At 41.5% G+C, this 22,566-nt stretch carries 18 protein-coding genes and 1 riboswitch; of the genes, 11 read left to right on the forward strand and 7 right to left on the reverse strand.

The features are described from left to right. Positions 1 to 788 precede the first annotated feature (788 nt). A complete protein-coding gene (locus LA303_RS09285; protein ID WP_240524994.1) occupies positions 789 to 2,006 on the reverse strand; it encodes an ATP-binding protein in 1,218 nt (405 codons plus the stop codon). Positions 2,007 to 2,250: 244 nt separating this feature from the next. Continuing rightward, positions 2,251 to 2,375, forward strand: a riboswitch (FMN riboswitch). Between the two features lie 145 nt (positions 2,376 to 2,520). Between LA303_RS09285 and LA303_RS09290 the strand changes: the two genes are divergently transcribed. From LA303_RS09290 to LA303_RS09305, 4 genes are all read left to right on the forward strand, one after another. Then, positions 2,521 to 5,097 carry a TonB-dependent receptor gene (locus tag LA303_RS09290; RefSeq protein ID WP_240524995.1) on the forward strand — a complete coding sequence of 859 codons (2,577 nt, stop codon included), beginning with the start codon at positions 2,521 to 2,523 and terminating at the stop codon, positions 5,095 to 5,097. Between the two features lie 229 nt (positions 5,098 to 5,326). Beyond that, positions 5,327 to 7,933 carry a TonB-dependent receptor gene (locus LA303_RS09295; protein ID WP_240524997.1) on the forward strand — a complete coding sequence of 869 codons (2,607 nt, stop codon included), beginning with the start codon at positions 5,327 to 5,329 and terminating at the stop codon, positions 7,931 to 7,933. Between the two features lie 84 nt (positions 7,934 to 8,017). Further along, on the forward strand, positions 8,018 to 9,265 hold the full coding sequence (locus LA303_RS09300; protein WP_240524998.1) for an alkaline phosphatase family protein: 1,248 nt from the start codon (positions 8,018 to 8,020) through the stop codon (positions 9,263 to 9,265). Between the two features lie 103 nt (positions 9,266 to 9,368). Further along, entirely contained in the window at positions 9,369 to 9,827 is a 459-nt protein-coding gene (locus LA303_RS09305) for a hypothetical protein (protein WP_240524999.1), read from the forward strand. 71 nt (positions 9,828 to 9,898) lie between these two features. Here LA303_RS09305 and lon read toward each other — a convergent pair whose 3' ends face one another. Beyond that, entirely contained in the window at positions 9,899 to 12,316 is a 2,418-nt protein-coding gene (lon, locus tag LA303_RS09310) for an endopeptidase La (RefSeq protein WP_240525000.1), read from the reverse strand. Here lon and LA303_RS09315 point away from each other — a divergent pair. Then, positions 12,315 to 12,497, forward strand: coding sequence for a hypothetical protein (locus LA303_RS09315; protein ID WP_240525001.1), 183 nt, complete (start codon positions 12,315 to 12,317; stop codon positions 12,495 to 12,497). The two genes, lon and LA303_RS09315, sit on opposite strands and share 2 nt — an antisense overlap. Here LA303_RS09315 and LA303_RS09320 read toward each other — a convergent pair. The 3 genes from LA303_RS09320 to LA303_RS09330 all read right to left on the reverse strand — a co-directional run bounded on the left by LA303_RS09320 (position 12,494) and on the right by LA303_RS09330 (position 15,258). After that, positions 12,494 to 13,672 (reverse strand): GlmU family protein, encoded by a 1,179-nt coding sequence (locus tag LA303_RS09320; protein WP_240525003.1) that lies wholly within the window; start codon positions 13,670 to 13,672, stop codon positions 12,494 to 12,496. The two genes, LA303_RS09315 and LA303_RS09320, sit on opposite strands and share 4 nt — an antisense overlap. Positions 13,673 to 13,817: 145 nt before the next feature. Beyond that, a complete protein-coding gene (locus LA303_RS09325; protein ID WP_240525004.1) occupies positions 13,818 to 14,084 on the reverse strand; it encodes a type B 50S ribosomal protein L31 in 267 nt (88 codons plus the stop codon). A gap of 109 nt (positions 14,085 to 14,193) precedes the next feature. Beyond that, a complete protein-coding gene (locus LA303_RS09330; protein WP_240525005.1) occupies positions 14,194 to 15,258 on the reverse strand; it encodes an acyl-CoA reductase in 1,065 nt (354 codons plus the stop codon). Positions 15,259 to 15,517: 259 nt separating this feature from the next. On the opposite strand from LA303_RS09330, the gene LA303_RS09335 reads away from it, so the two are divergent. The 3 genes from LA303_RS09335 (at position 15,518) to LA303_RS09345 (ending at position 18,469) form a co-directional block, all read left to right on the forward strand. Further along, positions 15,518 to 16,153, forward strand: coding sequence for a Crp/Fnr family transcriptional regulator (locus LA303_RS09335; protein ID WP_240525006.1), 636 nt, complete (start codon positions 15,518 to 15,520; stop codon positions 16,151 to 16,153). 62 nt (positions 16,154 to 16,215) lie between these two features. Beyond that, positions 16,216 to 16,401 carry a YgaP family membrane protein gene (locus LA303_RS09340; protein WP_240525007.1) on the forward strand — a complete coding sequence of 62 codons (186 nt, stop codon included), beginning with the start codon at positions 16,216 to 16,218 and terminating at the stop codon, positions 16,399 to 16,401. A gap of 214 nt (positions 16,402 to 16,615) precedes the next feature. Then, positions 16,616 to 18,469 carry a DNA topoisomerase IV subunit B gene (locus tag LA303_RS09345; RefSeq protein ID WP_240525008.1) on the forward strand — a complete coding sequence of 618 codons (1,854 nt, stop codon included), beginning with the start codon at positions 16,616 to 16,618 and terminating at the stop codon, positions 18,467 to 18,469. Between the two features lie 5 nt (positions 18,470 to 18,474). Here the strand turns inward: LA303_RS09345 and LA303_RS09350 are convergent, their stop codons facing one another. After that, positions 18,475 to 19,095 carry a hypothetical protein gene (locus LA303_RS09350; RefSeq protein WP_240525009.1) on the reverse strand — a complete coding sequence of 207 codons (621 nt, stop codon included), beginning with the start codon at positions 19,093 to 19,095 and terminating at the stop codon, positions 18,475 to 18,477. A gap of 90 nt (positions 19,096 to 19,185) precedes the next feature. On the opposite strand from LA303_RS09350, the gene LA303_RS09355 reads away from it, so the two are divergent. From LA303_RS09355 to LA303_RS09365, 3 genes are read left to right on the forward strand one after another with little or no spacing between them, the layout of a single operon-like run. Further along, on the forward strand, positions 19,186 to 20,682 hold the full coding sequence (locus tag LA303_RS09355; protein ID WP_240525011.1) for a hypothetical protein: 1,497 nt from the start codon (positions 19,186 to 19,188) through the stop codon (positions 20,680 to 20,682). Between the two features lie 42 nt (positions 20,683 to 20,724). Next, positions 20,725 to 21,252 carry a nucleoside/nucleotide kinase family protein gene (locus LA303_RS09360; protein WP_240525012.1) on the forward strand — a complete coding sequence of 176 codons (528 nt, stop codon included), beginning with the start codon at positions 20,725 to 20,727 and terminating at the stop codon, positions 21,250 to 21,252. Between the two features lie 4 nt (positions 21,253 to 21,256). After that, positions 21,257 to 21,604, forward strand: a complete 348-nt coding sequence (locus LA303_RS09365; protein ID WP_240525013.1) for a hypothetical protein — start codon at positions 21,257 to 21,259, stop codon at positions 21,602 to 21,604. Positions 21,605 to 21,611: 7 nt separating this feature from the next. Here the strand turns inward: LA303_RS09365 and miaA are convergent, their stop codons facing one another. Next, positions 21,612 to 22,550 (reverse strand): tRNA (adenosine(37)-N6)-dimethylallyltransferase MiaA, encoded by a 939-nt coding sequence (gene miaA, locus LA303_RS09370; protein ID WP_240525014.1) that lies wholly within the window; start codon positions 22,548 to 22,550, stop codon positions 21,612 to 21,614. Between the last annotated feature and the right edge of the window lie 16 nt (positions 22,551 to 22,566).

The raw sequence follows: 22,566 nt of genomic DNA on the forward strand, positions 1-22,566 counted from the left end.
CATTTTTATTCTATTAAAATTTATGACACAAAAACTGATAATAAGCGATTCATAACAACATCTGTCTTGTACAACCACTGTCTTGTACAACCACTGTCTTGTACAACCACTTAAACAACAAAAACATGAAACTTTTGATGTACTGAAAGTATCTTTGTTTTATTGCCCATTTCCACTGCATTCATGATGTGTCAATTACTTTGTGAAAAAAAAGATAGTGTTCGGAAAAACACCCATTGCGGGCGGGCTTCCCGAAACGGGCCGGCCGGCGCAGGCGTGAATGCCGGAAATCTTACAGCACCGTGCAAAAGCGCTTGCGTTTCGGTTGATAAACCGACTCTTTTGCCGGTGATGTTGATTTCCAGCAGAGCGGGCAGAAGCATACGTTTCGGGTCGCCTTCTTTGGTTCCCTGCCCGACAATGGTCAGGCGGGCTTTCTTGGCGGGACAAGAAAGGAACAAGAAAATAAAAAAACAAAATGGTATATATCTGACAATTAAGAACCTGAAAATATTTTTGTTGGATAGAACGTTTTCCGGTTTAAATCATTGAACCCCTTCGGGGTTCTGCTTCCCGTTATTTTTATCCCACGGGTGAAACCCGTGGTTAATCCCATTGAATCCCTTCGGGATTCCGTAAAACCATTTTGAAAAAAGGGGAAAAACCATAGCAAAAGCCTTTTTCTTCATCAAAACCTGATGGTATCGCATCAAAATAGGAATTAGCCCATGAAACATCCCGATAAATGGCAATAGTTATCTGTCCGGAACAACCTCCATGTATAATTATCAATACAAAAAGCCGAAAAGCCACAACGGGATTTTATTAAACACGCCATATTCAATATCGTCCGCAACAACAAACGCATTTTTAGAGTTTCCGATTTGTTTCCGGCTTTTTCTTTTACCACCTACTTCAAAAACATATTGATTATTTAGCAAAAAATCACCATTTTTTGGCAAAGTTATGACATGATTAATAGCTGTCTGACTAAAAAAGAAAATTTCGCGCAACGTTCCTTTGTCTATTCGTTCAGGTTCCAAAGCAAAAACAAAATTAGTATTCGAAATATAAAGTTTTTCAGGTTTGCGCAGAATAGTATTTCCTATTGCTTTTTGGCTAAGACTTCGCAACAATGTTGCTTTTTCCAGATAATCCAAATATCTCAATAGAGTCCGATGATCAGCAACCCCGATTTTTTCACCAAGAGCAGTCAGATTGGGAGTATATGGAGAAGATGTTGCCAGTACATGAAGTAATTTTTTCATTTTGTTCACGCTTACAAAAGGAATGTCCACCACGGAAGGGATATCAGATTCCAGAATAACGGCAATGATATTTTTCAACTTTTCAGAATATTTTTCTTTGTCTTCGTAAGAAAAAGCATAATATCCATACTTCAAATAATTCTGAAAAGCCCGAAGGATAATAATTCTTGACGAAATATCTTTGGCAATGGATTCATGACGACGAACAATATCTTCTATTTTAATGACATCATACCGGAAGTGTTGATCAAATTGAAGGAATTCTCTGAACGATAATCCGGGAAGAAAATAAGAACTAACCCGGCGACTCAAATCACCAATACCTTTATGCAGCCGAATAACCGAAGAGCCTGAAAATACAATTTTCAATCCCGGGTATCTGTCATAAATAGCTTTTATTTCACCGGACCAATCCGTATTTTTATACTTGGGTATATATTTATGCACCTCATCAATAAAAATATGACGTCCGCCATATTTAACAAACTTGTCAACAGTATCAACCATACTGTTCATATAAAAATAAGGATCATCAGCAGAAAAATAAAGTACAGAATGGTCATTTCTTTTGAAATTCAATTTTATATATTGTAACATCAATGTGGTTTTTCCCACCCCTCTCGGCCCGTTGATTTCAATAAGACGCGCATCCCAGTTCATTTTTTCAAAAAGCGAACGTTTAAATTCAACAGGTGTATTTTCTATCAGCCTGTTGTGTATCTCAAATAAAATGTCCATTCCAAAATCATTTTTAAAGTTTAAAGCAAAAATACAAAAATTGTAACGCATTACATTATTTTGCAGTAATATTTAGTAATACATTACATATTATTACAAACAAGCCTTGTAATTAACTACAATACAATTAACAAACGGTCAACTTTACACTCCCTATTTTCACCACTTTATTAAACACAAAATAAATAACCCAATATTTTTGAAATTTCTTTTGCAATATCAATTATTGAAATAAATTTGTGCCGTCATTCTTCAGGGCAGGGTGAAATTCCCGACCGGCGGTGAAAGTCCGCGACTCCCGATGAGAATCGGGACTGATTCCGTGAAATCCGGAAACCGACAGTATAGTCTGGATGGGAGAAGAAACGACAAACGGAAACACATGCTATGCATGCAAGTGCACTATGGAGTAGTGTGAAATGTTGTGTGTGGTGTTTTCTTTTATTACCTCTCTCCTTTTATGCCCTGATGAATACGGGCTTTTTTTTTACGTATTCATAAAATTAATTAAAGCATGAAAGGAAAATTTCTTTTTATTTTTTGGGTGAGTTTGTTTTCTTTTGTTCAATTACAAGCACAAACCTGGATCACTGGACGCATTATCAACGCAAATAACCAGAAACCTGTCAGCAATGCCCACATTATTTTAAATAAGGGAAAAACGGGACAGATCAGCGGGGCCAATGGCACCTTCCGGTTCTTTTTTAAAAAGAAAAAAGGGGCTTTTATGGTAGAACACCTTGGTTTTAAAAAACAAACGGTTTTCTTTAAAGCGAACGGCGACACCACCCGCCTACCCGACATTCAGCTTCAGCCGGAAATTTACGCACTCAATGAAATTAATGTCAAAGCAGAAATTATTACCGATAAAAAAACACCGGTAAATGTAACTACCCTGTCGGCCCGGACCATCGAAAGCCGTATCGGCGACCAACCTCTTCCTTTGATTTTCAATTCAATACCCGGTGTTTTTAGTGTTCGCGAGGGAGGCGGCAGCGGCGATGCCCGTTTGTCTATCCGCGGCTTCCAACAAGATAATGTCGCCCTGCTGTTAAATGGTATTCCGATCAACGGCGGAGAAAACGGCTTGATCTACTGGAGTAACTGGCTGGGACTTTCAGAAGCAGCAGCAAACATTCAGGTTCAAAAAGGCCCCGGATTTTCTAACCTTACATCCAATGCCGTAGGAGGAAGTATTAATATTATCACCCGGACCAATCATCGGCCTAAAGGCGGAAGCATCACTTTTCAAATGACCGATTATGGCAATCAAAAAATAACACTTAACCTGAACAGTGGAAAGCTAAGCAACGGATGGAATTTTTCATTTCTTGGCTCCTATTACAGTGGAGATGGATATGTCGATGCCACTTACGTTCATGGATTTTCCTATTTCTTCAGCGCCAACAAACAAATTAATAAACGGAATCATTTGAATATTACCCTGCTTGGAGCCCCACAACATCATGGGCAACGGACACAACGCCTGACAAATCAGGAAGAAAACGAATATGGGAACAAATACAATAAAGACTGGGGCGGACTGGACGGAAAAATACTCAACGCTTCAGAAAACTTCTATCATAAACCGTTTTTAACCATAACCCACGACTTCAAAATTAATGCCACCAGCAAATGGTCTAATACGATTTTTGTAACTTATGGCTACGGAGGCGGGAAATGGTCCGAAGGATTTCATTATGCCCCATCAATCTTCACTTACCGAACTCCATCTGGTCAAATCGACTGGCAGACGATCTACGAACAAAATGCCACCAACCAGCAAAAATACGTACTGGCCAATGGGGATACCGTTACCGGATATTCGCTTCATGTTCTCACCGATTTTCTGGCCAGCCACATTCATACCGGTTTCACGAGTACCTATGAAAAACAATTTAGCCACAAATGGAAACTCACTACCGGTTTATATTACAGTTATCTCAATTCCTACCTGAGAGAAAAAATTACCGACCTAATGGGAGGAGACTTTTTTATTGAAGATTATGCCTGGTCGCTGAGCGGGGTAGCCGGCAGAAATCAAATTAAACATGTAGGAGATATTATTAAGGTAGATAACAACTCCATCATCCACCGCTTATCGGCTTATAGCCGGTTACTTTTTACAGATAAATCATGGCAAGGCTATCTGGCCGTCAATGGCAATAATCAATGGTACAGCCGCATAGACCGGTTTAATTACATTTCAAATACGAAAAGTCCGGTGGTCAGCCGCACAGGATTTGACTTACGGAGCGGATTAAGCTTTACGCCGTTTTTTCAACATAATTTTTATGTCAATGGAGCATTCATTTCGCGGGTACCTTATTTTAAATACGTTTTTGGAAATTTCAACAACACCCCCGTACAAGGACTCGAGAATGAACACATAAAAACCATTGAAACCGGATACCGATATCAAAATACGGCTTTTAAATCTTCAATTACACTTTTTTACACCCGATGGGAAAACGTATCGATGCTAAGTAATGAATATGTGCAGTTATCGGATAATTCACAATCGAGGGCAATGATTCACGGGTTAAACAGTGTACACAAAGGCATAGAAGTTTCTTTCCGGTATAAAGCCGGGAACAACGTCACACTAGGCGGAATAGCTTCTTTCGGAGATTACCGCTGGCAAAATGATGTCTCAGCAACATTAATTAATGATAACAACGTAGTGGTGGATACCGTTCATGTATATGCACGTAATTTATATGTGGGAGGTACGGCCCAACAACAGCTCCGGGCCTTTGCTGATTTCAAAATAGGGAAAACCTTTTCTGTTCATATCGACTGGAACTGGTATGACAAAATATTTGCTGATTTTGATCCGATAAACCGTACCGATCCTGCCGACCGTCAACAGCCATACGCATTTCCGGCATATCAGATAGTTAATGCGTCACTCTCTTTACCTTTCCGAATCGGAGAACTTCCCGCTTTATTCCGGCTGAACGGCTATAACCTGTTTAATCGGATACATATAGAAACCGGACAAGATGGTCTGCAACATGATTTAGATACTTTTACCGGCTTTTGGTCTTATGGAATTCACTTTAATTTAACATTGAAAATATATCTGTAACCACTTGCATCTCAAGTATTAGTAATTTTTTTAACCATTTCAGTACTTTTTTTTAACATTTTTTACAAATATAACTTATTGTTTCACATCTAATTACACCTGCAAGCAAGGCCAGACGGCTATTTCAGAATGTTTCTTAATTAAAAATTCATCAGAACGAGTCAAATAATTCCATATTTTCGCCCCATAAAATTTTTGGAACCTAATTTTAATTTAAAATTTTTGTTTTATGAAACGTACAAATTTACTATTAACCCTGCTGGTCAGCCTTGTTTTTGCAGGTGCTACCTTTGCCCAGGGTGTTGTACAGGGCATCGTGATGGATGCCAACAGCCATGAAACGCTTGTAGGCGCTACCGTGGTTGTTGAAGGAACGACGGCTGGTATTACGACCAACCTGGATGGAAGTTTTACGCTGATTGCCCCCGCCGGGAATCAGAAAATCAAGGTCAGCTATGTGGGTTATGAACCCAAAGAAATCAGCCTGACCATCAAAAACGGAGCTACCTACAATTTAGGTAAAATCAACCTGAAAAGCAGCTCCATCGGTTTGCAACAGGTAAACGTTCTGGCTTCTGTAGCTGTTGACAGAAAAACACCTGTAGCTGTATCCACCATCAATTCGAAAACCATTAGCAACAATTTAGGAACAAGAGATTTACCGGCTGTAATGGTAAATACTCCTAACGTCTATGTTACACCTACCGGCGGCGGTTATGGTGACTCTCGTATTAACGTTCGTGGTTTCGACCAGAGAAACGTTGCTGTATTAATTAACGGTATTCCGGTAAACGACATGGAAAATGGTTGGGTTTACTGGTCAAACTGGGCAGGTTTGGGTGATGCTACCCGTACCATTCAGATTCAGCGTGGTTTAGGTGCTTCTAAACTGGCTATCAACTCTGTAGGAGGTACTATCAACATCATTACCAAAACCTCTGACATGAACAAAGGTGGTTCCATTTACATGTCCACCACTGATTATGGTTTGACAAAAGAAATGTTGACCCTTTCTACTGGTAAACTGAAAAGCGGAACCTCCATTACTTTCGTGGGTTCACATACTTCAGGAACCAGCTACATTGACGCTACCTGGGTAAAAGCCTGGTCTTATTTCTTGTCGGTTTCACAGGAAATCAACAAAAACAACCAGTTGGTATTTACTTTGATTGGTGCTCCGCAGGAACACGGTCAACGTAACAGTTACTACATGCTGACTCAGGAAATGTATGACAAATACGGCCCCAAATACAACGAAAACTGGGGATGGCGTGGTGGCGAACTGTTGAACGAACGCGTCAACTATTACCACAAACCGCAAATGGCTTTGAACTGGTACTGGAAAATTAATGACAAAGCGCATTTAGCTACTTCAGCTTACTATTCATTTGGTACAGGTGGTGGTTCTGGTCCTTTGGGATATAACACTACCGGACACTACTACAAATATGAGCCGCCCAAGACTGCTTTTGGTCAATATGACTGGGATGCCATGGGAGAATGGAATGCTAACAACATTGATACAGCCAATGCCCGCGAAGTTGGTGCTTACACTGTATACAATGGTGACACAACCTTCATGGCCCGTTCACAGCACATCATTCGTAATTCTGTAAACAACCACCAGTGGTATGGTTTACTCTCCACTTTGAATTACAACTTCAGCGATATGTTGAAACTGACTGCCGGTATTGACTTCCGTCATTATAAAGGTGAACACTACCGCGAAGTAAGAGACTTGCTGGGTGGTGATTACTGGTATGATTATAAATTTGGTGCCACAAAAGTTGGTGACAAAATTGCTTACTGGAATGACGGTATCGTTACTTACGGTGGTTTGTTTGCTCAGTTAGAATACACAAAAGGTATTTTCAATGCTTTTGCTACCGGTACTTTCTCCAATACTTGGGATACCCGTGTTGACTATTATAACTACACTCCTGGTGTTGGTGAACGTAGTGAAACACTTTCCAACGTAGGTTATGACTTCAAATTGGGTGCCAACGTAAATATTTCGGAAAGAAGTAACTTCTTCTTGCATGGTGGATTTTATTCACGTGTACCTTTCTTCCGTTTCATGTTCCTGAATTACACCAATGAGGTGAATACAGAACTCAAAAACGAAAAGATTTCCGCTATTGAAGCCGGTTACAATTACATTGCACCTAAATTCACTGCTCGTGTTAATGTATACTACACCGTTTGGTCAGACATTTCACTGCTTACCGGTTTTGTTGCCGATAACGGAAGTTATGTAAACGCTTTCATGTCAAACCTGAAAGAAGTTCACAAAGGTATCGAAATCACAGGTACATGGAAAGCTAACCGCTGGATGCGTCTGGGTGGTATGATCAACTTAGGTGACTGGAGATATGCTAATGACGCTACCGCCAGACTGTATGATGATCAGACTCATCAACCGATTGGAACCGGAACCATTTATACCGATAACCTGAGAATTGGTGACCAACCGCAAAATTCTTTCGGTGCACACGGTTCTTTCAAAATCACCCGGAAAATCACGCTGAGTGCTCATTATCTGTATTATGCTAATTTGTATGCCCACTTTACACCGGAAACACGTAAAGATCCTAATGACCGTGCTCAGGCTTACAAACTGCCGAACTACGGTATGCTGAACATGCGTCTCGGTTGGGCTTTCAAAATTGCTGGTATGGATTCCTACTTCAACTGGAATGTATATAACGTAACTGACAACATTACCTTAGTTGAAGCAGAAGACCAATACGATGCAGCTACTGGAACCCACGTTTTCAAAAAAGGTTTCTGGAGCTGGGGACGTAACATGAACTTCTCACTGAAAATCAAATTCTAATTTGTTTTTCACAACACATAAAAAAGCCTCTTCTTCGGAAGGGGCTTTTTTTATACCTTTAAACCCGTTTTTATTTCTTTATTCATGAAAAAATTTTTACATCTTTTTATCGTCATTGCACTGTTATCCGGAACGTTTGTTTTTCCGTCATGTAATCAAAAAACAAATGAAAAACAGGCTGTTTCGACAAATACAACCCAAAAGCCCTATGTGATTATGCTGTCGCTTGACGGCTTCCGGTGGGATTATCCCAACCATGCTCACACCCCCGTATTAGATTCCCTGAAAAAAGTGGGGGTTTTTGGTGAAATCATTCCCTGCTTTCCATCCAAAACTTTTCCGAACCATTACAGTATGGCTACCGGACTCTATCCGGATCACCATGGCATTGTTTTGAATAATTTTTACGCTCCGGACTTAAAAATGCGGTATAGTATCTCTGACAGAAAATCAGTAGGTAATGGCGTTTTTTATGGCGGAGAACCCATTTGGGTAACCGCCAAAAAACAGGGCGTACACACGGCAACTCTTTACTGGGTGGGCTCTGAAGCTGCCATCGAAGGCATCCGCCCCGATATCTGGTATCCTTACAATCACACCCTTCCTTTTACGTCAAGGATCGACAGTTTGGTTCGCTGGCTATCGTTCCCTGAATCAAAACGTCCGCATCTTATTCTATGGTATTATCCTGAACCAGACGGCTATGGGCATCATTACGGACCAGGAGGAGAAAAAACAAAAGAAATGGTAGAACAATTAGACCGCTGGCTGGGACAGTTTTTCACGGCTATGCGCCGGCTTCCCATTTACAGCCAATTGAATTTTATCATTACTTCTGACCATGGTATGGGCCCCATTTCCAACAAGAGAGAAATTATTCTTGACCATTATATTGATACCGCAAACCTGCAGTATATAGACGGAAATAATCCGGTGTATAATTTTGGAGTAAAACCGGGAAAACTGGAAACAGTTTATACGAAGTTAAAAAACATTCCCCATCTCCAGGTTTGGAAACATGACAGTCTTCCTCTGCGCCTGCATTACGGAACCAATGTAAGAACCCACGATTTAACGGTTGCCGCCGATTCAAACTGGAGTATCTACTGGTCTTGGCATATCGGTCATGGAAAAGGAACACACGGCTACGATAACGCCTGGAGGGCCATGCACGCCATCTTTTATGCTGCGGGCCCAGCCTTTAAAAAAGGTTATCAACAAAAAAGTTTCGGAAATGTGGATCTTTATCCGCTAATCGCAAAAATCCTAAATCTGCAACCCGTAAAAACAGACGGACAGCTTTCGGATGTAAAAGGCATGTTGGAAAAATAAGCTGTCTTTCAGGGAGAAACAAAAAAAATTTCGCATTTAAGCATTGAAATATTAAAAATATTCCATACATTTGAGCATTGTTAACCCCCTAAATTTATTTCAAATGAAAAAACTTTCAATTTTAGCCACACTGATGCTTATTGCACTGATGGCTTTTCCTCAACAAAAGTATGAGTATAAAGTCGTCACCAGCGTCGAGTCCATTGTTCCTATGGGGCTTGGTCGTTCCCGCATTATAGAAACCAAAGAAGAACTCAATCCGGCAAACTACACCACCGAACGTACTAACGGGAAAAAAAGCCAGCAAAAAGGAGTAAAACGTTCCGGCTTAAAAGTAAACCGTTTTGCCGAAACCAAATTGCTCAACTTTTACAGTGGCGTAGGGATTAATTTTCAGAACATTGCATCTAACGACGCTTTAATTTCAGCAACCATTAACAAAATCATTAACGAGGGATGGCAATTGGCCTTTGTCGTAAGTGGAGTGGAAAGTGATGCCGGAAAAGGCGACGGAAAAGGAATTTTTATCACCCGTTATATTTTCAGAAGGCCCATACAATAAAGCCTAGCATTTCATAAAAAAAGCACCGTAGATTTCCTCTCACGGTGCTTTTTTATTTCTATGGAAAAAGATTATTCTTTGGGTAACAACGCTTTTTCCCATACTTCCAGCATTTCATCCACATAAACAAAATCTAATCCTTCAATATATTTTTCCGGGATTTCTTCAATGTCCGGTTTATTTTCAAGGGGAAGAAGAATGGTTTTGATTTTAGCCCGCTTAGCCGCCAATATTTTCTCTTTGATCCCCCCTACCGGCAACACTTTTCCTCTCAGGGTTATTTCACCCGTCATGGCCAAATACGGACGAACTTTTCTTTGGGTAAAAGCCGAAGCCAAGGCGGTTAACATTGTAACGCCTGCTGACGGGCCATCTTTAGGCGTAGCTCCTTCCGGAATATGAATATGCACATTCCATTTTTCAAAAACATCCGGCTCCAGCCCCAGCGTTTCCGCATGCGCTTTTAAAAACTCATAAGCCAACACAGCCGATTCTTTCATCACATCGCCCAGGTTTCCAGTTAACTTCAATTGTTTCCCATCCCCTTTACTCAGGCTCACTTCTACAAAAAGGATCTCGCCGCCAACCCGTGTCCAGGCCAGCCCGGTAACCACACCGGTTTTTTCATTAGAAACCAGCTGATCGCGTGTAAAACGTGGTTTTCCAAGGATATCGGGTAAATCCGACGGTTTTATTTTTGCATCAAACGGCTCGTCCATGGCAATAAACCGGGCCCTGTTCCGAACAACCTTGGCAATCTGTTTTTCCAGTAAACGAACGCCGGCTTCCCGGGTATATTGGTCAATAATGGTTTCTATTGTTTTCTTGGGAAAAACAAGCTGTTTCTTTTGAATACCATTTTCTTCAAAAATCTTCTTCAAAAGATGCCTCCGGGCAATCTCCACTTTTTCTTCCAATAAATATCCACTAAGCTCAATCACTTCCATCCGGTCAACCAAAGCCGGATGTACACCCGACAGGCTGTTGGCCGTGGCAATAAACATCACCTTCGACAAATCAAAATCCAGCTCAAGATAATTATCGTAGAAAGCATTATTTTGTTCCGGATCAAGAATCTCAAGCAAAGCAGCCTGTGGATCTCCGCTAAAATTATTACCACTTACTTTATCAATTTCATCCAGCATAAAAACCGGATTGGCCGATTGCGTTTTCTTCAGGTTTTGCAAAATCCGGCCGGGCATGGCACCGATATACGTTTTCCGGTGTCCCCGCAATTCCGATTCGTCACGCAATCCGCCCAACGACATGCGCACATATTTCCGGCCCAAAGCGCGGGCAATCGACCGTCCCAGCGATGTTTTTCCCACTCCGGGAGGGCCTACAAAACAAAGGATCGGTGCTTTCATGTCGTTTTTCAGTTTCAAAACGGCAAGATATTCGATAATTCGCTCTTTGATCTTTTCCAACCCGTAATGATCTTTATCCAAAATCTGACGGGCTCTTTTCAAATTCAAATGATCTTTGGTAAACTCGTTCCAGGGCAGATCCACCAAAAATTCCAGATAATTCATCTGGATAGAATATTCCGCTGCATTCGGATTCATCCGTTGCAATCGCGAAAGTTCCTGCTGAAAAGTTTCAGCTACTTCTTCCGGCCATTTTTTTCGTGCAGCTTTCTTTTCCAGTTTTTTAATATCCTGCTCATGAGGCGCACCGCCGAGTTCTTCTTGTATGGTTTTCAGCTGCTGATTCAGCAAATAATCGCGCTGTTGTTTATCCAAATCCACCTTTACTTTGGTTTGGATCTGATTTTTCAATTCCAGCACCTGTAACTCTTTGGTCAAGAGCTCCAGCACCTTGTTAGCCCGTTCTTCCAGACTGGTCATTTCCAGCAGCTGTTGTTTTTGTCCGTTATCTACATTCAGGTTGGACGAAACAAAATTGATGAGGAAAACCGGACTTTCAATATTATTGATGGCAAATGAAGACTCCGAAGGAATAACCGGAGACTTTTCAATAATCTGAATGGCCAAATCGCGAATAGAAGAGATCAATGCCTGAAAAACTTCATCATTGGGGATATCTTCCTGAGAACCGTAACTCTTCACTTTCGCCTTAAAATAAGGCTCTTCCTGAAGCATTTCTTCAATGACAAAACGACGTTTGCCCTGAATAATGGCCGTGGTATTCCCATCGGGCATCTGCAGAATTTTAATAATACGAGCCACGGTACCCACCGGATGCAGGTCTTTTTCTCCGGGATCTTCGGTTTCGGCATCTTTTTGAGCCACCACCCCGATAATTTTTGCTCCCTGATAAGCTTCGCGCAAAAGTTTCACACTTTTCTCCCGTCCGGCAGTAATAGGAATAACCACCCCGGGAAAAAGTACCATGTTGCGTAAAGGCAAAATAGGAAGCTCTTCCGGAATTTCTTCCTCGTTCATTTTCTTCTCATCTTCAGGCGACATCAACGGGAAAAATTCCGTATCACCATTTACAATATCATCCAGTGCAAAAATATTTTTCATGATTTTTTCTGTCTATTTGTCAGTATATCTTTCTCATCCCCCATCTTCCATTCTTTTCTTACCGGATAATTCGCTGGATCCCAAATTTTTCATCACGGCAGTCGAATTCCGGTACCTTTTTCAGGGCAATGACCGTACCATTTTTATTCCTTTTCTGTTTTGGCAGAAAAAATCCGATTAACGGCGTTTATCGAAAGTCATTTCAAAAATATGGGTCAGTATTTTTTTCTCCGTTTCATCAAAAGTTTTACCCCGGCGGGCAAAAACAGCTTCGGCCACCTGAAAAGCCTTTTTCAAATTATAATGAGACAGGCCATGCTTGCCGCCCCACGAGAACGACGGGATATAATTTCGCTGATAACCATCGCCAAAAATGTTTGCAAACACGCCTACAACTGTTCCTGTATTAAACATGGTATTAATCCCCGTTTTGGAATGATCGCCCATCATCAGTCCGCAAAACTGCCGGCCGGTATTCTCAAAATGTTCTGAAACACAAGACCAAAGCTTTACCGGTTCATAAGTATTTTTCAGATTGGAAACATTGGTATCGGCTCCCAAATTACACCATTCACCCAGCACCGAATTTCCCAGGAAACCATCATGCGCTTTATTGGAAAAGCCAAAAAGAACCGAATTATTGACCTCCCCGCCCACTTTACACTGCGGACCAATGGTTGTTCCACTATAAATTTTAGCATCCATTTTCACCATGGATTTTTCACCTAAAGCAAACGGTCCGCGGATCTTTGCCCCTTCCATAACGGTGGCATCTTTTCCTATGTATATAGGGCCATCCTGCACATTTAAAAAAGCAAATTCAACTTGTGCTCCTTCTTCTAAGAAAATCTGATCCGAATTTCCCAGAACAAAATTTGTTGAGCTTAACGGCTGCGATTTCCGTCCAGAGGTAATGGAATCAAAATCAAGACGAATCATTTCATGATTCATGGCAAAGATTTCCCATACGTGCTGCAAACGCCGCACCGGTTCCGGGTAAGGAACAGCTTCAGGAGCTGCATCGTCCAGATTTTCTATTTCGCGGGCATGAACAAACATCGCCAGCATTACATCATCTTTCACCAAAGCCTGTCCCGTTCGTAATTTTTGAATTTGTTTTATCAGATCCGGGTCAGGAACAACAGAGCCATTAATCAGTATGTTTTCTTCTTCAATCTGAACCGGAAACTTTTCGGAAAGATAATCACGCGTCAGCGTAGATGTTTTTTGCCGAAGCAACCTTTCCCATTTTTCACGCAAAGTGGTTATTCCCCAGCGGATATCAGCTACCGGACGGGTATAAGTAAAGGGCAGCAGGTGGTCTCTGCTGTCGCCATCAAAAAGGATGTAATTCATAATTTTTCGGTTTACAGGATAAAAAGCTAAGATACGATGAAAATCAATGCCGGCAATGGCTCCAGTACTTTAATTTGGGACTTTTCTAAACCAAAAAACCCCTGCCGTTAAGACCGACAAGGGTTCTTTTATTCACCGTTTCCGGTTATTGTTTTCTTTTTTCCTGAAATTTTTTGTAACGGTTGCGGAATTTATCCACACGACCAGCCGTATCTACCAGTTTCATCTTACCGGTAAAGAACGGATGTGATTTGTTAGAAATTTCAAGCTTAACCAAAGGATATTCCTTGCCATCTTCCCACACAATGGTATCTTTGGTATTTACGGTAGACCGCGTAATAAAAGCATAGTCGTTTGACATGTCTTTAAAAACAACCAGCCTGTAATTTTTAGGATGAATATCTTTCTTCATTTTTTTATGTTTTTCCTGTCAAATTTGGGGGTGCAAAAATAGCGGATAACTCTTTAACTTCCTAATTTTTTTCAATATTTTTTTCTCCATGTGAAAAGACAAGCTATTCTCATAATGCGATCAAAAATTTCAGGGTATCTACCCCGTCGGCATAATCCCATAATTCAGGAGATTGGCTCTTTCCAAACGGAACAGTATTCTTCAAAAAAGCAGCATCTGTTACCACACACTGTATCTGATCTGTATTTACCATCAGGTGATTCCGCAATCCGGTATCCGATGAATAATACTCATAATGCAAAACAGCAACCGGCGAAACCATCTTTTCATCTTCCACCAACAAAAGGTTCCCGGTATCAAGATGCGGCCGTTTGTTTACCAGGAAGATTGCTTTATTGTATTCGTAATTATTAAAATACTTATGGTTTTGGGTTATTTCTTTTTTTTCGGCAAAAATTCGGAGAAGGTGTTCAAAATCATAGTTTTCAGGCACATAAAGTTTAGCCACATTCCGGCAGCCCAGCCCGTAATAAAGAAAAACATCATCAGCCAGGGCACGTAACTGGTCGTCTGTTTCCTGTCCGGTAAGTACCGCTACCCCGTTTCTGTTTTTCCGGATGATGTTCGGATATTTTCCAAAGTAATATTCGAAATAACGGGATGTATTATTGCTTCCCGTAGCAATAATAGCATCAAAACCTTTTAGTATTTCTTCAGTAAAAGCAATATAATTTGCAAAACCTGGTTCAATTTCTTTCAGCACAGCAGCAATCGCCGGCATAAGCTTGTTATCTTCTGAGGATAAACGTGCCTGAATACGATGGCCGCTGATGAGTACACTTAAAAAATCATGAAACCCGACCGCCGGAACATTTCCCGCCATCACCACGCCCACCGTTTTCGGATTCACCGGCTCTAAACGCTTTTTATCATATACCGACAGCCATTGCTGAAGTTTTTCCGTTTCCAAGCTTTCACCCAAGGCATACAAAGCCCGGGAGACAAAATCAGGCGTAAACCATCCGTTGTATTGCTGTGCCCTGTCAGCTTCTTCCAAAAGTTTTTTGACCGGTTCGCTGCCTGGCGATGATATTTTTCGCGTTTCATCTCCAAAGGTTTCCCGCAAAATCCTTCCCAATTGGGCAAAAGCTTCCACTCTCTTTTCCAGCTCCATAAAACCATTATTTTTCGGCAAAATTAACAGGAAATTCCAAATACATCAACGAAACTTTCCGGACGATTCTTTTCCGGACAAAAAGCCATCAAAAAAAATTTCATTTCTCTTTTTCAAACCGGAACCTGTATAAATAATTCTCTGATCTTGTATCATGAAACCCCTGAACAACACAGAATAAAAGATTCATTACTTTTGTAAAAAGGGCATTCTTCTGCCACAAGATAAACTCCTGCTGATCCAGATAAACAAGAAACCAATGGATAAAATAGAACGCTTTTTACGGAAAAGGTTTAGCGACGGACAACTCGTTAAAGAAATACTGGCTAAAAGTAAGTTTATGGAAATCCCGGCCCACACACGCATACTCGAACAAGATGCTTATGTAGCCGTTGTTCCTTATGTTTACGAGGGGAGGATAAAAGTAATGCGCCGCGGCGAACAGGGAAAAGAAGTTTTGCTGTACTATATCCATCCTGGTGAGAGTTGCGCTTTATCGATCGTTGCAGGTCTCACTCGAACTCAAAGTGTGGCTTATGCCGAAACAGAATCTGACACCAAACTATTATCAATCCCGGTGGACGTTTTAAACGATTTACATACCCGTTTTCCACAATGCAATGAGTTTTTCTTAACGCTGTTCAGAGACCGCTTTCGCGAAATCGTATTTTTCATCGACTCCGTAGCCTTCAAAACAATGGATTTTAGGCTTGTACAGCTTTTGAAACAAAAACAAGAACAGGAACAAAATAACATGATCCCCGTTACCCATCAGCAACTGGCCAATGAATTAGGGACAGCCCGCGAAGTTGTCTCCCGCCTTTTAAAGCAATTGGAAAATGAAAGAAAAATAATACAACACCGCTCTTCAATTGAAATAAAAGCCCAATTGTAACATTTGTCACAGACTATCCCCTACGCTCCCTTTAATTTTGCAGCAAACAAAAATCATTTGCCATGACACAAAACATTGGAAAAATCGATCAGATCATCCGGATGATCCTGGGCATTGTTATTGCCATTTGGGGATTTTACACCAAAAACTGGTGGGGACTTATTGCCCTTGTTCCGCTCTTAACGGCTTTTATTCGTTTTTGTCCGTTTTATCCCCTTTTGGGCATCCGGACAAACAAAGAAAAATAGTCCCGGGACACTAAATCAGTGAAACTTAAACATCCTGAAGAAAGCGTTATCGACAAAAGCCGTTTTTTTACTTCTTCAAAACGGCTTTTGTTGTTTGATGTACTTCTGAAAGCCTTATCATTTCAGGGTTTTCAACAAAAAATGTTTAAAAAGTATTGACAACGACCGTTGTTTTCAACCCGCAATCTTCTATTTTTGCAGCAAAGGAAAAAATATGGCAGCAGAATATAATGATGATAGCATCCGGTCGCTCGACTGGAAAGAACATATCCGGCTGCGTCCGGGAATGTATATCGGAAAACTGGGAGACGGAAGTTCCCCGGATGATGGTATTTATGTCCTGCTGAAAGAGATCATGGATAATTCCATTGACGAATACGTCATGGGAAACGGAAAAGTGATTGAGGTAACCATTGAAGACAAACAGGTTACGGTTCGTGATTATGGCCGCGGGATGCCTTTGGGAAAAGTAAAAGCCTGTGTAAGCCAAATCAATACCGGTGCCAAATACGACTCGAAAGTTTTCAAAAAGTCGGTAGGACTGAACGGTGTAGGATCCAAAGCCGTCAACGCCCTTTCCTCTTATTTTTACACCCAATCCATCCGCGAGGGGAAAACGAAAATTGTAGAATATCACCGGGGCGAGCTTGTCCGCGATGAAGAAATAAAAGAGTGTGACGAAAAACAGGGAACACTGGTCAAATTTATCCCTGATGAGGAAATTTTCGGCAACATCCATTTCATCCTTGAATACGTGGAAGAGATGTTGTGGAATTATGTTTTCCTGAACAACGGGCTTACCATTGTTTTCAATGGACAGCGTATGCAAGCCAAAAATGGTTTGTTGGATCTTCTGGAACGCAATATCAACGGAAACGGTCCGCTGCGCTACCCGATTATTCATATTCAGGAAGGTGATTTCGAATGTGCTTTTTCGCACAGCTCCAGTTCCTACAGCGAAGAGTATTACTCTTTTGTCAACGGCCAGCACACTACACAAGGCGGAACCCATCAAAGTGCTTTCAGAGAAGCACTGGTGAAAACCATCCGCGAATTTTACGGTAAAGATTTTGACACCAGTGATATCCGTACTTCGCTGCTGGCCACACTCAGCATCAAAGTTTCGGAACCGGTGTTTGAATCACAAACCAAAACCAAGCTGGGATCGCAATACATGGAACCGGGCGGACAAACCATCCGCAATTATATCAATGATATTGTAAAACGAAATCTCGACAACTATCTGCATATTCATACCGAAACAGCTGAAGCTTTATACAAAAAGATTCTGCAATCGGAGAAAGAGCGAAAAGAGATGGCCGGCATTAAAAAACTGGCCCGCGAAAGTGTAAAAAAAGCCAGCCTGCACAACAAAAAACTTCGTGACTGCCGGATCCATCTGAACACCAATCATGAAAAACGGCTGGAAACCACCCTGTTCATCACGGAGGGCGACTCGGCCAGTGGCTCGATCACCAAATCGCGTGATGTCCAGACACAAGCCGTTTTCAGCTTAAAGGGGAAACCCCTGAACAGTTACGGTTTAAGTAAAAAGATCGTTTATCAAAACGAAGAATTTAACCTGTTACAAGCCGCTTTAAACATCGACGAAAGTTTAGAGAATCTCCGTTATAACAACATTGTCATTGCTACCGATGCCGATGTGGACGGCATGCACATCCGGCTGTTGCTGCTGACTTTTTTCCTGCAGTTTTATCCGGACCTGGTGAAAACCGGACATTTATACATTCTGCAAACCCCGCTGTTCCGCGTTAGGAATAAAAAAGAAACGCTCTATTGCTATTCCGACGAGGAACGCCTTGCAGCCATCGAAAAACTGAAGCCTAATCCGGAAATTACCCGGTTTAAAGGTTTAGGAGAAATTTCCCCCGGTGAATTCCGTCATTTTATTGGGAAAAACATCCGGTTAGATCCGGTCATTCTGAAAAGAGAAGCTTCCGTAGCCGAAACACTGGCTTTTTACATGGGGAAAAACACGCCCAAGCGACAGGAGTTCATCATGGACAATCTCCGGATTGAAGAAGACGTGGTGGAAGAAATGCTTTAGGCCGGTTACAATCCTACCCCAAAACCGACACGGACCAAAGGATTACTGTACGGGGTATACTGGTCCTCCAGAAAGTTATAGAGAACGGACACATACATAAAAGCCCTTCCTCCCATGCTTTGCATAAAGCCCAGACCGGCAAAAAAGCTGTTTATCGTTCGTGAGGCATCCTGGTCAGCCGAATAATAATCAGGAACACTCAAAACTTCATATTCTGCCTGAGCATAAAGCGATTTCCAGAAAATATACCGCACAAACAAACTTCCGCCGTAAATATCATAATTGTATTTGTTATTCATATAATCTTTATACCACTGATGCATATATGTCAATCGTGTTCCCACCTGAAACTGGGAAGTTACACGATAACCAATAATTGGTGTAATTTGGATATAAGAACTATATGTGGAATAACCGCCTCCCAAACCACCGCCAAAGAAAAAGCCACCGCCATTTGAACTCCGGGCTTTTTTCCCATATGGTGAGATGCGTTCTACCTGGCCAACATGTTGTGTGTTTTTAGATGAATCACTGTGCGTTAGATTTTGATATTGTGCTGCAGCCGGAAAGGAAAAAAACAAAACTCCCGCCACAGTCAAAAAGAGAATACGAGCATAACTTTTCATAGAACATCATTTTTTTGCAATGTTACAATATTTTTTCTTATCTGTCGTCTATTCAATAGTTGGTTATCTTTGTCCCAAAAATAAGCTTCATTGGCATTTATTAAACGCTATAAACAAAATTTTCTTTTTCTCCGGGCCACCTTTTTGGTGCTTGTGGGAGTATTATGGATTTTTTCATCCTGTACAAAAGACACGGTGGATACCAGTCCGGATATCAAGCTCGCCTTTTCAAACGACACCATTTTATTTGATACCGTCTTTACCTCCTTAGGCTCGGCTACACACCGGCTGATGGTGTATAATCCATCATCATCAAAAATTATCATTTCCGATATCCGGCTCGAAAAAGGCACCGCATCTCCTTTTCGCATCAACATTGACGGCGAGGCCACATTTGACGGTAAAGATGTGGAAATCAGAGGCAACGACAGCCTGTTTATTTTTGCCCGCGTTACCATTGACCCCAATGATGCCACTACGCCTTTTGTGGTAGAAGATCAGCTACTTTTCACGATCAACGGAAATCAGCAAGTTGTCAAGCTGGTGGCCTGGGGGAAAAATGCCTATTACATTCTGGCCGATCATCATCCGGAAGGATTCCCTGCCTATAAAATCATAGCTGACAGCTTGCAAAATGTAGTATGGAAAAACGATAAACCGATCGTGATTTATGGATTCGCGGTAGTAAATTCATATGGAAGCCTGACAATTGACGCAGGAACAAAAATTTATTTTCACAAAAATTCTGGTTTATGGATTTATTCTGACGGGCAGCTTACTGTTTCCGGAACACAAAGCCAACCGGTTATTTTTCAAGGCGATCGTTTAGAACAAGATTATGCTGACCTCCCCGGACAATGGGACCGCATCTGGATTATGGAAGGAAGAAAAGGCTATGATGATAAAATTGAAAACGCCATTATTAAAAATAGTTTTATCGGCATTCAGGCAGAGTCTTTTTTTCATAAAAACGAAAACCGCCTGTTATTGAATAATGTTCAAATTTATAATACAAACGGCGCATCCATCCTGTCCAAAAATTACACCATCGACGCCCAAAACCTGGTTGCAGCCAACAGTGGAGGATACTGCCTGGCACTTACCGGAGGCGGCGATTACCAGTTCTTGCAAAGTACGCTGGCTAATTACTGGACCTATTCTATCCGTAATGCACCAACAGTTATACTTACAAATTACTTAAAAGACACCAACGATCTTCCTATTCCATATCCAATGCACTTCTTCCTGGGAAACAGCATTATTTACGGCTATAACGAGAATGAATTTGAGACATCGATGGTTTCCGGAGCAGACTCTTCTTACCTGTTAGATCATTGTCTTGTAAAAACCACTTTAAGAATGGATAATCCCGATTATTTCCGTTCTATCATCAAAAATAAAGATCCGAAATTTCTTGATCTGGAAACGAATGATTACCGTATCGATACCCTTTCGCCGGCTATCGGAGCAGGCGATCCGGCTATCGGAGCAAAAGTTCCGTTGGATATTTTAGGAAACCCACGCGGGCAAACACCAGATTTAGGAGCTTATCAATTTATTCCCGGTCAAAGTGAAAAGTCAAAATAAACTCCTATTTTTGCCGCATATTCAGCAATTACAAATACATCTATGATCATTGGAATTGGAGGAGTGAGCAATGCCGGAAAAACCACCCTGGCCAACCGGCTGAAAGCCGCTCTGAATCCGTTGCGTGTTCTCATCTTATGCCAAGACGATTTTGCCCGTCCCGAAAATGAGATTCCCCGTATCAACGGACATATCGACTGGGAAATTCCCGAATCCATCGACCTGGCAAAATATTACCGGCATCTGTTAAAAGCCAAGGAAGAATACGACATTGTTATTGCAGAAGGATTATTTGCTTTTTGCGATAAACATATTTACAGCCAATACGATAAAAAGATCTTTCTGACCATCAGCAAGCAAACATTCTGGCGGCGGAAATCAAAAGACCTGCGCTGGGGAAAAGAACCCGACTGGTACATGGAACATATCTGGGCAAGTCATTTCAAATGCGGCATGTTACAGGAAATAGACAGCCAGACCCTTATCCTTTCCGGCGAAGAAACCATTGATCTTGATCCCCTGATCCGGTTTCTGGAAATTGAAAAATACACCTCTGAAATCACCTTATAGCCAAATGTCTCCCTCCAAAAAAATAAAAATCCTTTTCTATCTTGAAAACGAAACAATTATTCTGGCCGAAGTAAAACGAACGGATCTGAAGAACGAAACAGATAAAAGCAAAATCTTTTTCTGGCTGCAGATTCACAAACTATCCGGGAAAATAGAAAAGCTGACCTTTGTTTCCATGAAATCAGAAAAAGAAACGGAAGAAAGAGTTTTTCAGGAAGGAAAATTAACATTCAACACCCAAACCGGCTTGTTCTCTCAAAAAAACCGGCAGCCACAGAAACTACAAAACAAAAGCGGCTCCCTTTTCCCGCCAATGCAACGCCAACAAATTGCACAATTTCTGAAAATTTAAAACCTTATTACTTTCTATTTTCTTCAAACAGTTTCTGAAGGCAAAAATCTACTTTTCTGGAATCAGACCAATGGCCATCAATCCAGTGGATTGTAATCCCTTTTTTCTCCATTCGTCTAAACCAGGTCATTTGCCGTTTTGAGAACTGGTGAATGGCCGTATTCAGCTTAGCAAACATCTCATCATAAGTCAATTCACCCGTAACATACCGGGTAACATAGCGATATTCAAGCCCATAAAAAGTAAGCTGTTCCGGAGTCAGGCCTTCCGACAAAAGCCTTTTCACCTCTTCAATCATCCCATTTTGCAACCGCGATTTCAGTCTTTCGGTAATCCGTGCCCGCACTTCCTGACGGGGAAAAAACATTCCGAAAACCACGGCATCAGGACGAGGAGGCACGTTGGCTTGCTGTGGATTTTCCTTTTCATATTGTTTAATCTCAATGGCCCGAATCGTCCGTTCACGGGAAGTAACATCAGTTGTATTATGCAAAGGACCATAACTTTTTAAAACAACAACCAGCTCTTCCTGCGACAGATTCTCCAGTTTGTGGCGAAGTAACGGATTCTCCGGAACCGTCCATAAACGATAGCCCAACAAAACCGATTCGATATAAAGTCCGGTTCCCCCACACAGCACAGGGAAATTTCCTCTTTTTCTTATGGCTTCGTATGCTGCATAAAAATCCTTTTGAAAAGCGTACACATTGTATTCTTCACCCGGCTGGGCAATATCCACCAAGTGGCAAGGGATTCGCCGGTTTTTCACAATATAATCGTCCCAATCTTTTCCGGTACCAATATCCATCCCCCGGTAAACCTGCCGTGAATCGGCACTGATGACTTCTCCATTCATTTCGGATGCCAAGAGTGCTGCCAGCCGCGTTTTTCCGGTTGCCGTGGGCCCCAGTATTACTGCCAACTCTTTATTTGTTACTTTTTCCACACTGCGAAAATAAACA

It is taken from the genome of Candidatus Sulfidibacterium hydrothermale (assembly GCF_020149915.1).
GTDB lineage: Bacteria > Bacteroidota > Bacteroidia > Bacteroidales > F082 > Sulfidibacterium > Sulfidibacterium hydrothermale.

Coding starts and splice junctions, on each gene's coding strand:
- LA303_RS09305 (WP_240524999.1), top strand. CDS start 9,369: ATGAAAAAACTTTCAATTTTAGCCACACTGATGCTTATTGCACTGATG.
- LA303_RS09340 (WP_240525007.1), top strand. CDS start 16,216: ATGACACAAAACATTGGAAAAATCGATCAGATCATCCGGATGATCCTG.
- LA303_RS09320 (WP_240525003.1), bottom strand. CDS start 13,672: ATGAATTACATCCTTTTTGATGGCGACAGCAGAGACCACCTGCTGCCC.
- LA303_RS09345 (WP_240525008.1), top strand. CDS start 16,616: ATGGCAGCAGAATATAATGATGATAGCATCCGGTCGCTCGACTGGAAA.
- LA303_RS09300 (WP_240524998.1), top strand. CDS start 8,018: ATGAAAAAATTTTTACATCTTTTTATCGTCATTGCACTGTTATCCGGA.
- LA303_RS09365 (WP_240525013.1), top strand. CDS start 21,257: ATGTCTCCCTCCAAAAAAATAAAAATCCTTTTCTATCTTGAAAACGAA.
- lon (WP_240525000.1), bottom strand. CDS start 12,316: ATGAAAAATATTTTTGCACTGGATGATATTGTAAATGGTGATACGGAA.
- LA303_RS09290 (WP_240524995.1), top strand. CDS start 2,521: ATGAAAGGAAAATTTCTTTTTATTTTTTGGGTGAGTTTGTTTTCTTTT.
- LA303_RS09315 (WP_240525001.1), top strand. CDS start 12,315: ATGATTTTTTCTGTCTATTTGTCAGTATATCTTTCTCATCCCCCATCT.
- LA303_RS09330 (WP_240525005.1), bottom strand. CDS start 15,258: ATGGAGCTGGAAAAGAGAGTGGAAGCTTTTGCCCAATTGGGAAGGATT.
- LA303_RS09350 (WP_240525009.1), bottom strand. CDS start 19,095: ATGAAAAGTTATGCTCGTATTCTCTTTTTGACTGTGGCGGGAGTTTTG.
- LA303_RS09325 (WP_240525004.1), bottom strand. CDS start 14,084: ATGAAGAAAGATATTCATCCTAAAAATTACAGGCTGGTTGTTTTTAAA.
- LA303_RS09335 (WP_240525006.1), top strand. CDS start 15,518: ATGGATAAAATAGAACGCTTTTTACGGAAAAGGTTTAGCGACGGACAA.
- LA303_RS09360 (WP_240525012.1), top strand. CDS start 20,725: ATGATCATTGGAATTGGAGGAGTGAGCAATGCCGGAAAAACCACCCTG.
- LA303_RS09285 (WP_240524994.1), bottom strand. CDS start 2,006: ATGGACATTTTATTTGAGATACACAACAGGCTGATAGAAAATACACCT.
- LA303_RS09295 (WP_240524997.1), top strand. CDS start 5,327: ATGAAACGTACAAATTTACTATTAACCCTGCTGGTCAGCCTTGTTTTT.